At 66.7% G+C, this 12,280-nt stretch carries 13 protein-coding genes; 9 read left to right on the forward strand and 4 right to left on the reverse strand.

What is annotated here, in order from left to right; genetic code table 11:
• The first annotated feature begins 299 nt into the window (after positions 1–299).
• From AC1X6S_RS14275 to AC1X6S_RS14285, 3 genes are all read left to right on the forward strand, one after another.
• A complete protein-coding gene (locus tag AC1X6S_RS14275; RefSeq protein ID WP_483406416.1) occupies positions 300–1,304 on the forward strand; it encodes a diacylglycerol/lipid kinase family protein in 1,005 nt (334 codons plus the stop codon).
• 514 nt (positions 1,305–1,818) lie between these two features.
• Positions 1,819–3,600: a hypothetical protein gene (locus AC1X6S_RS14280; protein ID WP_483406417.1), complete on the forward strand. Its 1,782-nt coding sequence runs from the start codon at positions 1,819–1,821 to the stop codon at positions 3,598–3,600.
• Positions 3,601–3,665: 65 nt separating this feature from the next.
• On the forward strand, positions 3,666–4,610 hold the full coding sequence (locus AC1X6S_RS14285; protein WP_483406418.1) for an LLM class flavin-dependent oxidoreductase: 945 nt from the start codon (positions 3,666–3,668) through the stop codon (positions 4,608–4,610).
• A 191-nt stretch (positions 4,611–4,801) separates the two neighbouring features.
• On the opposite strand, the gene AC1X6S_RS14290 is transcribed toward AC1X6S_RS14285, so the two are convergent.
• Positions 4,802–5,575 (reverse strand): VOC family protein, encoded by a 774-nt coding sequence (locus AC1X6S_RS14290; protein WP_483406419.1) that lies wholly within the window; start codon positions 5,573–5,575, stop codon positions 4,802–4,804.
• Positions 5,576–5,805: 230 nt separating this feature from the next.
• Between AC1X6S_RS14290 and AC1X6S_RS14295 the strand changes: the two genes are divergently transcribed.
• Positions 5,806–6,054 carry a hypothetical protein gene (locus AC1X6S_RS14295; protein ID WP_108963473.1) on the forward strand — a complete coding sequence of 83 codons (249 nt, stop codon included), beginning with the start codon at positions 5,806–5,808 and terminating at the stop codon, positions 6,052–6,054.
• Positions 6,055–6,080: 26 nt separating this feature from the next.
• On the opposite strand, the gene AC1X6S_RS14300 is transcribed toward AC1X6S_RS14295, so the two are convergent.
• A complete protein-coding gene (locus AC1X6S_RS14300) occupies positions 6,081–6,563 on the reverse strand; it encodes an SRPBCC family protein (RefSeq protein ID WP_483406420.1) in 483 nt (160 codons plus the stop codon).
• The gene (locus AC1X6S_RS14305; RefSeq protein ID WP_483406421.1) at positions 6,560–6,985 is read right to left on the reverse strand and encodes an ArsR/SmtB family transcription factor; all 426 of its coding nucleotides are present in this window, start codon (positions 6,983–6,985) and stop codon (positions 6,560–6,562) included. The genes AC1X6S_RS14300 and AC1X6S_RS14305 overlap by 4 nt, the downstream gene beginning before the upstream one ends.
• A gap of 119 nt (positions 6,986–7,104) precedes the next feature.
• Here AC1X6S_RS14305 and AC1X6S_RS14310 point away from each other — a divergent pair, with 119 nt between their 5' ends.
• The 4 genes from AC1X6S_RS14310 (at position 7,105) to AC1X6S_RS14325 (ending at position 10,223) form a co-directional block, all read left to right on the forward strand.
• Positions 7,105–7,584: a nucleoside deaminase gene (locus AC1X6S_RS14310; protein ID WP_483406422.1), complete on the forward strand. Its 480-nt coding sequence runs from the start codon at positions 7,105–7,107 to the stop codon at positions 7,582–7,584.
• A 115-nt stretch (positions 7,585–7,699) separates the two neighbouring features.
• The gene (locus AC1X6S_RS14315; protein WP_483406423.1) at positions 7,700–8,047 is read left to right on the forward strand and encodes a hypothetical protein; all 348 of its coding nucleotides are present in this window, start codon (positions 7,700–7,702) and stop codon (positions 8,045–8,047) included.
• A 9-nt stretch (positions 8,048–8,056) separates the two neighbouring features.
• Entirely contained in the window at positions 8,057–9,094 is a 1,038-nt protein-coding gene (locus AC1X6S_RS14320) for a PHP domain-containing protein (protein ID WP_483406424.1), read from the forward strand.
• Between the two features lie 130 nt (positions 9,095–9,224).
• Positions 9,225–10,223 (forward strand): SDR family oxidoreductase, encoded by a 999-nt coding sequence (locus AC1X6S_RS14325; protein ID WP_483406425.1) that lies wholly within the window; start codon positions 9,225–9,227, stop codon positions 10,221–10,223.
• 65 nt (positions 10,224–10,288) lie between these two features.
• Here AC1X6S_RS14325 and AC1X6S_RS14330 read toward each other — a convergent pair whose 3' ends face one another.
• Positions 10,289–11,485 carry an MFS transporter gene (locus tag AC1X6S_RS14330; protein WP_483406426.1) on the reverse strand — a complete coding sequence of 399 codons (1,197 nt, stop codon included), beginning with the start codon at positions 11,483–11,485 and terminating at the stop codon, positions 10,289–10,291.
• A 254-nt stretch (positions 11,486–11,739) separates the two neighbouring features.
• Here AC1X6S_RS14330 and AC1X6S_RS14335 point away from each other — a divergent pair, with 254 nt between their 5' ends.
• A complete protein-coding gene (locus AC1X6S_RS14335) occupies positions 11,740–12,165 on the forward strand; it encodes a DapH/DapD/GlmU-related protein (protein ID WP_483406427.1) in 426 nt (141 codons plus the stop codon).
• The last annotated feature ends 115 nt before the right edge of the window (positions 12,166–12,280 follow it).

The following is a 12,280-nucleotide window of genomic DNA, read 5'->3' on the forward strand; positions in this document are numbered from 1 at the left end:
GCATCCGCCCCCTCCCCCGCCCGGCCCCACCCGGCATCCGCCTCATCCCCACTTCCGCCCCACCCGGCATCCGCCCCATCCCCACCCGGCCCGACGCTGCATCCGCCCCATCCCCACTCATCCACTCCGCCCACGCGGCATCCGCCCCGCCGAATACGACATCCGCCCCAGCCGCCGCGGCACATCCGCACCGCCCCGATGCGACATCCGCGCGCCGTCCCATAGCAGACGCGGCGGCATCCGTCCCTTCTCGACCGGGGGACTTGCGCAACCGGGGTTGAACCAGCCACGGTGAGATCGTGAGCACAGAAACCGCAGGTAGCGCAGACACTTCAGACACCTCAGGGCAGCAATTCGCCGCTGTCGTCTACAACCCGATCAAGGTCGACATCGACGCGATCAAGGAAGCCTCGGGCCGCGAGGCTGCGGAGGCGGGGTGGGCCGAGACCCGCTACTACGAGACTTCCGTCGAGGATCCGGGTGGCGAGGTCACGACGCAGGCTCTCAACGACGGCGCTGGCATGATCATCGCGGCTGGCGGCGACGGAACTGTGCGCGCGGTCGCTGAAGCCATGTCCGGCGCGAAGGTGCCGATCGCATTGCTGCCGTCAGGCACGGGCAACCTGCTCGCGCGCAACCTGAACCTCACGCTCGACGACCTCGATCACTCGCTGCACTCGGCGTTCAGCGGCAAGAACCGCCCGATCGACCTCGCGAAGATCGACATCGAACGCTCCGGCGGCGCCATCGACCACCACGCCTACCTCGTCATGGCGGGTCTCGGCCTCGACGCGAAGATGCTCGCGAACACCGATGAGGAGCTCAAGGCCAAGGTCGGCTGGCTGGCGTACGTCGGCGCGATCGGCAAGGCCCTCACCGACAAGAACTACCTGCGGATGCGGTACCAGGTGGGCAGGGAGAAGCCGCGGGCCGTGCGCGCGCACACCATCATCATCGGTAACTGCGGCTCCCTCATGGCCAACGTTGTGCTGCTTCCGGATGCCGCCGTCGATGACGGTGAGCTCGACATCATCGTGCTGCGGCCAGAGGGTTTCGTCGGCTGGGTGCAGATTTTCGTCAAGGTGATCTGGGAGAACGGCGTGCTCCGTCGCACCAAGCTCGGTGAGAAGCTCGTGTCGCCCGACGTCAAGGCGCTCAACTACTTCCGCGGCGAGAAGCTCACCGTGAGACTGAGCCGGGCGGAGCCGATCGAGCTCGACGGCGACGAATTCGGCGAGGCAACAGCGCTGAAAACCTGGGTCGAGCCGGGCGGACTGCTGGTGCGGGTTCCCGCCGACTCCTGACCGCTGGCCACGCGGCATCCGCTTTACGGAGCTCGCCCACCGAGCGCTACAGCTCCATGTTCAAGCTGCAGAAGTAACTGCAGCGCGGGCATGGACGTGCCGCGCTCGACGGCGCGCGGCATCCGCTTTACGGGACTCGCTCACCGAGCGCTACATATCCCTGTTCAAGCTGCAGAAGTAACTGCAGCGCAAGCATGGAAGTGCAGCGTTCGACGGCGCGGCTGCCCCGCCCACCCCTCGCACGGAGGCCGATGCGCGCCACCCCCTCGCACCTGCCAGACCCGACGCGACTCGCACAGAGGCCAGCGCGCTCTACCGACCCGCGGCATCCGCTCGACGGAGCGTGCCACCGCGCGCTACAGATCCATGCTCAAGCTGCAGAAGTAACTGCAGCGCAAGCATGCAAGTGCAGCGCTCGACGAGGCAGCCACCCCGCAACACCTTGAGGGCACCAGCTCCGCCGACACCCGCGAGCGGATTGGTGACCTCCGCCCGCGTGACATACCGTGGAGGGATGACCCGCCCGAGCCGCTTCCGCACCGCGGCGGCGCTCGTCGCCGGAGTCCTCGCTCTCACCGCGTGCACGCCGTCGGGGGCGTCCGAAAAGTCGGGGACCTCGACGGTAATGACGAGTCCGGATGCCGCGCTCACGGTTCTCGCGGACACCGACGAAAGCGCGGCGTCGATTGCCACCAGCCGCGCCCTGTTCGAGACCGCACCACTCGTGGTCGTCGCTCCGGCCGGAGCCGCTGAGGCACAGAACGTTGCCGCTCGGGCAGCGATCGCGCTCGGCGTGCCGCTCCTCATCGACGGCCCGGCGGCCGTACCGGTCGCTGGCGATGACGAAACCGAAACGACGCCCTCGGCAGGCTCCCCAGCCACACCTACGACTGAGCCCCCGGCCGGCTCCCCGGCAACACCCCCCGCCGACACCCCGGCCGAGTCCCCCACCGACTCCACTGCCGCCCCCCGCCTGCTCGACGACGAACTCACCCGGCTCGACACGACCACCGCGGTCGTGGTCGGCGACGCGGCCGGGGCATCCCTCGACGAGTCGCTCACCGTCGTCCAGGTCGAGGCGACCATCGAGGCCGCGAGCGCAACAATCGGCCACACGCTCGCCGAACCCGCCTCCGCAGACCCCGCGACGTTCGCCGCCGAGATCGCGGCCCTCGAAGCAACCGAAGAAACCACGGCGACCAACACAGGCGGCACCAGCACTCCGAACGCCGACATCCCCGCCCTTGAGCGCCCCGCCCCCATCGACGACACGGCCGCCATCGCCATCGACGGCGCCGCCCAGCTCGCGTCCATCGCGACCGCACGCTCTGCCGGCATCCCGGTGCACCTGCTCACCGGGGGTTCCGCGAATCCGCAGGCGAACGCATCCGTCATCGACGCCCTTCACGCCTCGAAGACCGAGAAAACCCTAGCGATCGGTGCCGCATTCGGCGCAGAATCCGCGCTCGACTGGAAGGTGCGCACCGCACGCAGCGGCACCCAGCTTCCCGGTGGAGGCCAGCTCCTCTTCGAGAACCACCAGTTCGTCGCCATCTACGGAACACCGACCACCTCGGTCCTCGGCGTTCTGGGTGAGCAGGATGCCGCTGGCTCGGTCGAGCGCGCCAGGCAGGTTGCGGCGCCATTCCAGGCCCTCACTCCGAAGACTGTTGTGCCCATGTTCGAGATCATCGCGTCCGTTGCCGCCGGAGGCCCCGGTGATGACGGCAACTTCTCGAACGAGCTCTCGCCGGAGTCGCTGAGGCCGTGGATCGACGCCGCCGCCAACGCGGGCATCTACGTCGTGATCGACCTGCAGCCGGGCAGGACGGACTTCCTCACCCAGGCGAAGCAGTACCAGTCACTGCTCGAACTGCCCAACGTCGGGCTCGCGCTCGACCCCGAGTGGCGCCTCGCCCCCGACCAGCGTCACCTCCACGACATCGGCTCGGTGTCAGCGGCAGAGGTGAACTCCGTCACGCACTGGCTCGCCGACCTCACCAACGAGAAGGGTCTGCCCCAGAAGATGCTCGTGGTGCACCAGTTCCGCCCGAGCATGCTGACCGATCGGGAGACGCTCGACCTGAGCCGGCCCGAGATCGGGATGCTCCTCCACGTCGACGGGCAGGGCGGCCAGCCCGACAAGCAGGCAACCTGGGCGAACGTCAAGAGGAATGCCCCCACTGGCGTCGCGTGGGGCTGGAAGAACTTCTACGACGAAGACGCCCCCATGCTCACTCCCGAGCAGACCATGACGCAGGTGCACCCGACCCCGGAACTCATCACCTACCAGTAGGTACCGCAACACACCGCGCCGCACACTGCCGCCCTCGACCCGACCCGCTGCCATACGCTCGAGTCATGACGACAACGACGACGCCACGTATCGGAGTGCGGTTCGAACCCGACTGGGCGCCGGAGCGCCTGCCTGAGTTCGCCCAGTGGGCGGAGGATGCCGGGTTCGACGAACTCTGGTTCAGCGAGGACCTGCCCTGGGCCGGCGGGATCACCATGGCCGCGACGGCCCTCGCGGTCACCTCACGCATCTCGGTCGGCATCGGGCTGCTCCCCGCCGTCACCCGCAACGTCGCGACCGCTGCCATGGAGATCGGCGCGCTCGCGCGTCTCGCACCCGGCCGGGTGATCATCGCGCTTGGCCACGGCATCCCGTCCTGGATGGAAGAGATCGGCGCGAGCGTGCCCAAGCCGCTCGCGGCGCTCGAGGAGACAACTGTGGCGCTGCGCCGCCTCCTCGCCGGTGAGACCGTCACCGTTGACGGCACCCACGTCCACCTCGAGAACGTCACACTCGGCTTCCCGCCCGCCGAACCACCGAAGGTCTTCCTCGGCACGACGGGCCCGATCGGGCTCCGGGTCACCGCGCGCAGTTCCGACGGGCTCCTGCTCCCTGAACTTGCCGCGCCGGATGCCGTCCGCTGGGCACGCGAACAGATGGCGGCGGCAGGCGGTCACGGAGAAACCCTCCTCCTCGCGATGACGAGCATCGGCGACGATCGCGACCAGGCCATCGCTGAGGTGCGTTCGCGGGTACAGCGGCTCATCGACTTCGGCGTGTTCGGCCGCCTGACCGAGATAGCGGGTCTCGGCGCCGACGGCAGTGGCGAGCTCACCGACGACATCCTGCAGTCGCTCGCCATCGGTGGCACGCCGGCCGACGCGGAGCGCACTGTCGCCGCCTGGGTTGAGGCCGGTGCCGACCGCATCATCCTCGTCGCGGGCGCCGACGATCCGATCGCCAGCTACCGCCGCTTTGCCGAGGACGTGTTCCCGCTGATCGGGCGGTGAGGTCCAGGCATCCGCTCCCGCGCGCCGTTCCAGTCGCGCGATTACGTCGATTGGGCCCGCATTCGACGTAATCGAGCGACTGGAACGGAAACTCACCCTCACGCGGGCCGTTCGCGCGCCGCAAATGCGCGGAATAGCATCCGCAAACCGCGGTTTTGGGGCATCCGAACGCAAACCCAAGCGATGCGCCGCTACGAGAACGACATGAGGCGCAGTGCCGCACCGGTCGGGTCAGTGACCGAGGCGATGCGGCCGTACGGGGTGTCCGTCGCGGCATCCTTCGGGGTGGCACCGAGCTCGAGCGCCTTCGCCACAGTGGCGTCGACGTCGTCGGCGCCGAAGTACACCGCCCATGAGGCCGGCTCTCCCTCGGCGAGGTCGCCCTTCGCGTCGTAAATCCCCGCGAACGCCTGGCCGTCACGCTCGAAGGTCTTGTAGCGGAAGTCGTCACTGTCGCCCTCGTCCCTGAGGGTCCAGCCGAACGCCTTCTCGTAGAACGTGACGGCCTTCTCGAAGTCCGACGCGAGCAACTCGCACCACACGGGCGCTCCGTGCTCCCGCTCGACCTGGAACCCCGTGTGCTCACCGGGTTTCCAGTAGCCGACCGTCGCGCCGGTGGCATCCGTCGCGAACCCCATCACGCCCATGTGCGGAACGTCCATCGGCTCGAACATATTCTCCCCGCCGGCCTCGGCGACGGCCGCGGCTGTTGCCGAGGCATCCGTTGTCAGGAGGTACACCGACCAGGAATCCGGGTAGTGGGCGTCCTCCTGCTTTTTCATGGCGCCGGCGACGCGCCTGCCGCTCAAGTTGAAACTCACGTACCCGCCGTAGAGCACGTCATCGCCGATCTCGGCGTCCCAGCCGAAGAGTTCACCGTAGAACTCCTGCGAGCGGGTGGGGTCCGAGGTGGTGAGTTCGAGCCAGCAGGGCGCCCCCGGCGTGTTCACCGTGATGTCAGGCATGCGAAGTCCCTTCGTCCGTGTGTTGTCGGTCAGGGTACTCCGGCAGATTCGGTGCGGCTAGGGCGGATCGGCGGTGCTCACACGCCCGGTCCCGATGTTTCGGGCGGTCAATCCGGGTGCCCGGCCACCTATGGACGACGGACCCCACGGTTCTCCTCCCGAAAAACGGGCATCGGCCCAAACGGCACGTGGCAAGCTGGAGGAATGCTTCCCTTGAGCCCCACATCCGCATGCTGAACGACGAAGCGGTCGAGTTCCTCCGCGGCACCACGGAGGGCACCCGGGTGGTCATCCGGTATTCACTCGATGACGGTCAGGCGACGGATGCCCTCGGCTGGTTCATGCGCGGAGACGACACCGCCTGCGTCATCGCGGGCAAGCGCGGCATGGAGACCGTCCGGTTCGACCGGGTCATCGCGGCGAAGGAAGTGCCGCCACCGCCAGCGCCTCGCTCACCCCGGCGGAGAGACGGCTACTGAATCGAGACGCTGGCAAGCGGCATTCCTTACGCGGAGACCGGCGTCGCGAGCAACTCGTCGAGCTGCTCGTAGCCCTCATTGACGCCCTTCTCCATGCCGGACTGCACCATGCCGTCACGGTTCTCCAGACTCGGGTACACGCTGTGCCCGGTTACGCGGGTGCGACCGTTGCCCAGGTCCTCGAGGCTGAGGAACTCGAGGCTGATCGCGCCGGGAAACCCCTCAAACTCGAAGGTCTGCACGATGCCCTTCTCCGGTGACGCGGAGTGCACGACACCGTTGAACCAGTACTCCTCGCCGTCGACGCGGTGTGCGTAGCGGTAGCCGCCACCGGTCGTGATGTCCCAGCGCTCGATGTCCATGACATAGCCACGCGGGCCGAGCCACTGCAGGACGAGCTCGGGTTCGGTGTGTGCCCGGTAGACGGCCTCGAGGGGCGCATCGAATTCGCGGACGATCTCGATAAACGGCACTCCGTCCGGGACGGTGATCGTGGTTGGATTCGTCATCTCTCTTCCTCTCCTTCTTCCTCTTTCTCTTTCTCTTTCTCTTTCTCTTTCTGTGGGTGGGTGACGTGTGTGCCGGCGAGGACCTCGTCGAGCCGGCGGAAGCGTGATTCGGCGGTGAGCCGGTAGGCGTCGATCCAGGCGGTGAGTTCTTCGAGCGCCTCGGGGACCAGCGCGGCAGGCCGGCGCTGCGCGTCGCGCGAGCGACTGACCAGTCCGGCCTGTTCGAGGACCGCGATGTGCTTCGATACCGCCTGCTTGGTGATCGCGAATGGCTCGGCGAGTTCGTTGACGGATGCCGGTCCCCGGCTTAATCGCGCGATGATCGCCCGGCGCACCGGGTCGGCGAGCGCCATGAAGGCCCGGTCGAGCCGCCCGTCAGCGTCGACGGCGGCGTCCGGATCAACGGCGGGGACTGATAGCATTGTCAACCTTTTCCTTTATCAACCGGATGGTTGTTAACAACGTAAGACTGCCCACACCGCCCGTCAAGAGTCACGCCCGGAATCCTCCGCAGGAACTCTCACTGTGGTACCTCTGGATTATGTTCGAATCCGGTGACCGTGCAGCATCCGCTTACCTCAACGAGGCCGTCGCACTTGCCGTCGAGAACGTGACGGCGGGTGGTGGGCCATTCGGTGCGGTCGTCGTGACGGCGGACGGCGGCGTGTACACCGGCACGAACCAGGTGAGGGCCCTGAACGATCCAACGGCCCACGCCGAGGTGATGGCCATCAGGCGTGCATGCGCCGATCTCGGCACCTTCGACCTCACCGGGGCGACGCTCTACGCGAGCTGCGAACCGTGCCCGCTCTGCGTCGCGGCATCTCTCTGGGCCCACGTGGACGCTGTGGTCTTTGCCGCCGATCGGTTCGACGCCGAACGGGCGGGCTTCGCCGACAAGCGGTTCGACGACCACTTCGACAAGGTAGCGCCCGCGATCGCCGTCATGCCCGGCGCGGCTGAGCGGCCACTCGCACCGTTCGAAGCCTGGGCGACCAAGGCCGACAGAATGGAATACTGACCGCCACGACAAGGGGGTTGTGCCACGTCGACGCTGTCGCGTTTGCTTGATGAGCTGTGCTGCGCGGCCGACAGACCGCCAACGAACCGGGGATGCCCCGCGGAAAGGAGCCGAGATGGCTGTGAAACTCAACGACAAAGCATTTCGTCACGCGAAGAGCCTCGTCACGAAGGGCGCAGTGGTCCGCGATGAGCGAGACGACTGGAGCGAGCATGCGCCAACCCCCGACGAGGAGAACAAGTTCATCGAGAAGGAGAGCTGGGCGGAGTACTCGAAGTGGCACCTCGGCGTCGACGACGAACACCCCGACGACACCAAGGGGCACTACAAGTTCCCGATCGGCGACTTTAAGAAGGTCCACCGCTGTGCGGTGATCTCGGGCGAGAGCCGCGCCGGCCAGTACGACTATGACGACATCCGGGATGCCCTCGGCACGCTCCTGAAGAAAATCGACGAGGACTGATCGCGCGCCATGACATCCGCCACGACTCCCGCTCTCACTCCGGCCGAGGCGCTCGACGAGATCGCCTTCCTCCTCGAGCGCGACCTCGCGTCGCCGTACAAGACGAAGGCGTTCCGCACGGCCCTCGCGACGATCGAACCGCTCGGTGACGACAAAGTTGCGGCCGGGGTGGCCGACGGAAGCCTCAAGCGCCGAAAGGGCATCGGTTCGACCACCTGGACCGTGATCGAGCAGGCGGTTTCGGGCCAGGTCCCCGACTACCTGACCGACCTTCGCCAGCGGATCGGCGGCCCGGTGACCGAGGACGGCACCGAATTGCGCGCTCAGCTCAAGGGCGACCTGCACAGCCACACCCTGTGGTCCGATGGCACGACCGACCTGGCATCCATGGCGCGCACCGCCCAGCGGCTCGGCCACGATTACCTCGTGGCGTCGGACCACTCGCCGTCACTGCGGGTGGCCAACGGGCTGAGCACCGAGCGACTCGAGGAACAACTGACCGAGCTCGACTCGCTCAATGAGGGCTTCGAGGACTTCCGGATGCTGTCCGGCATCGAAGTAGACATCCTCGAAGACGGAGCCATCGACCAGTCCGACGCGGTGCTCGACCGGCTGGACGTCGTCGTGGCGAGCGTGCATTCCAAACTGCGGATGCCGTCGGGCGAGATGACGAAGCGGATGCTCGCCGCCATCCGTCACCCGCACGTCAACGTGCTCGGGCATTGCACCGGCAGGCTTGTGCAGGGCGGGAGGGGGACGCGCCCACAGTCGACGTTCGACGCCGCGGCTGTGTTCGCTGCGTGCGCCGAGAACGACGTCGCCGTAGAGATCAACTCGCGCCCCGAGCGACAGGATCCGCCGGATGACCTGATCCAGCTCGCGCTGGACGCCGGGTGCCTGTTCAGCATCGACAGTGACGCTCACGCTCCCGGCCAGCTCGGGCTGCTCGATCTCGGAGCGGCTCGCGCCGACGCGCTGGGTGTTCCGGCTGAACGGATCGTCACGACCTGGCCGCTCGACCGGCTGCTCGAGTGGAGTGGCGCCTAATCCTGCGGACCGGGAGCTTTTAACCCACCGACGATGTTTTGGCCACCCGTTGACCGAAGAGTGCCGGAAGCGCACGGTTGACCCAGCACAAGTCGAACCAGTCCGGTGCCGGATGTGAAGGAGAACGCAGATGTCGTCAAAGACCGTAGTCGTGATCACAGGCGCGTCGAGCGGCATCGGCCGGGCGACAGCCCTGCGCTTTGCCGCCCGGGGTGCAACAGTCGTGCTCGCGAGCCGCAGCGCGGAGGCACTTGCCGCCCTGGCTGGCGAGTGCAGGGACGCCGGAGGTGAGGCACTCGCGGTGCCCACCGATGTCACGGATGCAGGGCAGGTCGAGCTTCTGGCCCGAACCGCGGTCGCCCGGTTCGGCGGGATCGACGTGTGGGTCAATAACGCGGGGGTTTCGGCCTTCGCACCGTTCCTCGAAATGCCGCTCGACGACTTCCGTCGCGTGCTCGACGTGGACATCCTGGGCTGCGTCTACGGCGCCAGGGCAGCCCTGGCCGTGATGGCGAAGCAGGGAAGCGGCTCCCTGATCAACGTGGCGTCGATCGTGGGCGAAGTCCCGCAGCCGTACACAGCGCCATACGGCATGTCGAAGGCTGCGGTGCGGGCCCTCGGGGTGAGCCTCAGGTCCGAGCTCGCACTATCGAAGCACAAAGGTATTTCAGTGTCGACGATCATGCCCGCGACCATGGATACCCCGTTCTTCCGCCACGCCGCGAACTACACGGGCCGTGAAGTGGTGGCCATGCCCCCTGTGTACAGCCCCGACCTCGTGGCCAGGGCGATCGTCAAGGTGTCGAAGAAACCGCGTCGCGAACTCGTCGTCGGTGGCGCGATCGCCAAGGCGATGGTCGCTCAACACCGCAAGACGCCGGCGGCTGTCGAGACGCAAATGGCCCTGCAGACCGACAAGACGCACCTGTCCCGCACCAAAGATGCCCGGCCGACGCGTGGAACCCTCTACTCTCCGCCACCGGCAACGGATGCCGCAATCACCGGCGGTTGGGGCGGGAGCGAGCGCGAAGACCGGCGGAAGACGATCGGCACTCTGCTCGCAGCGGCCCTCGGTGTGTGGCTCGCTCGTCGCTTCGTCGAGAGCCGGGCGGAGGAACGCGGCGACTGAGCCGCGCTATACCGCGCGAACGCGCGGCGCGAGCTCAGGCGCCGCGCGAACCAGCGATCGACGGGTCAGACGGTGATGGGCATCGGACGGTACTTCCGGTACCCGTGCAGGAAGTGGTAGAGCACGCCCGCGAGCAGCACAATGACGGCGAGAAGGCCGTACATGCCGTGGAATCCCGTCAACGGGAGCAGTGAACCGAGCACGAGCGGACCGAATCCAATACCGGCGTCGAGCATGAGGAAGAACGTCGAGGTCGTCACGCCGATGCGGTGTCGCGGAGACATCGTCACCGCAATCGCCTGGGCGCACGGCATGAGGGCGCCGAACCCGAAACCGATGAACACCGCCGAGAACGCGAGGACCACGCCGTTGGGCGAATAGGCCAGCAGCGCGAGTCCGATGGCAAACGACAGCAGGGTCGGATAGACGACGGCGTTGTCTCCGTAGCGGTCCTGGATCCGGCCCATGAAGAGCCTCGAAATCAGGACGACGGCCGCGTAGATCAGGAAGAAGGCGCTGGCGGCGGCGACCATGTTCTCTGCCCGGGCGAAGGAGTTGAGGAACGCGATGATGCCCGAGTAACCGACGGCGGCCACGAACATGACAGCACCGATCGACATCGCGGCAGGCTCGAAGAGGTCGCGCGGGCGCATGCTCCACCGCGTTGCGGCGTGTTCCGGTGTCGGCGGCTGCTCCGGCAGCTTCAGGAACAGGGCAAGCACGAGTCCGACAGCCGCACACGCGGCGCAGACGGCGAACAGCGCTTCGTAGGTGGCGTACTCGACGAGAACCACGGCGAGGAACGGGCCGATGGCGGTCGCGAGTGTCATCGAAATGCCGAAGTAGCCGGTGCCCTCACTGCGTCGATGAGCGGGGATCAAGCCCATGACCGACGCCGAGATCGCGGTGCTCGCCGCGCCGAAAGCCATACCGTGAATGGTCCGGATGATCAGCAGCAACACGAGGCTGTCAGCGGGGATGTACAGGATGCCGGCGATCACGTACACGATCAGCGCGATAACCAGCATCCGTCGCCGACCGACGAAGTCGAGGAACTTACCGGCGAAGATCCGGGCGATGAGTGCACCGATGATGAAAGTGCTCGATGCGAGCCCCGACGCGGTGTCTGATGCGGAGAAGCGCTCGACGGCGTACAGCGCCATCGTCGTCATCAACAGGTAGAACACCATCGAGACGAAGAAGTTCACGAGCACCGCGAGAAGGAATCGGGGCGTCCACAGTTTTGAGTTGGTGTCGATCACAGGTAAATCACTTTCAGGTCCAGGGACTACGCACCACTGGAGATGACGAGCCAAAGGACGATTTTAGCGCTCAATCCTGAGGACGAAGTTCAGGGAACGCCGGGATGCCGCGGCGAGAGCGGCTGCGGCAGGGCCGTGAATCCCCGAAACTGGCAGGTCGCTGAGTAGGAGGAATCCACAGGTACTACCGCGTGTTGTTTGAGGTAGCGCACAAAGTCCGCCTCATTCTGCGGGCAAGCGCGCCGAAGGAGATCATGAGCAAAGTATTTGAAGAGATTGAGTCCCGAGAGGGCGAAATCGCGAAGTACCGTCGCCACAGCAACGGTCGCGGGTTCGTCGCATCAACGGCCAAAGTAGACCCGACCACATTCCTTGATGCAACCGCGTACGTCGAGCCCGGTGCCCAAATCGCCGGTCGCTGCTGGATCGGTGCGGGCAGCTGGATCGACCGTGACGCGGTACTGTCACCCGGTGTCTTTGTTGGCGCCAACGTGCACGTCGGCGCTGGTGCGATGATCGGAGTGGGCGCCGAGGTCGGCAGCCACTGCCGCATCGGAGCCAACGCGAAGATCGGCGCCGGGGCGCACATCACCCGAGACAGCACAATTGCAGCAAACGCCGTCGTCCCCAGCGGTCGTGGCGCAACGCGTGTGCCCGACCACATCACGCGCGCCGCGTAGGCCGCACCCCCAGACCCCCAACACCCCATTCCCGAAACGGATGCCGCGAGCCGGCATCCGTTTTTTCGTGCCATCAGGAGAAAGTCACGCACCTCCAAAAGGTTGATTCGCTCCG

Source organism: Mycetocola sp. Y442 (assembly GCF_056898615.1).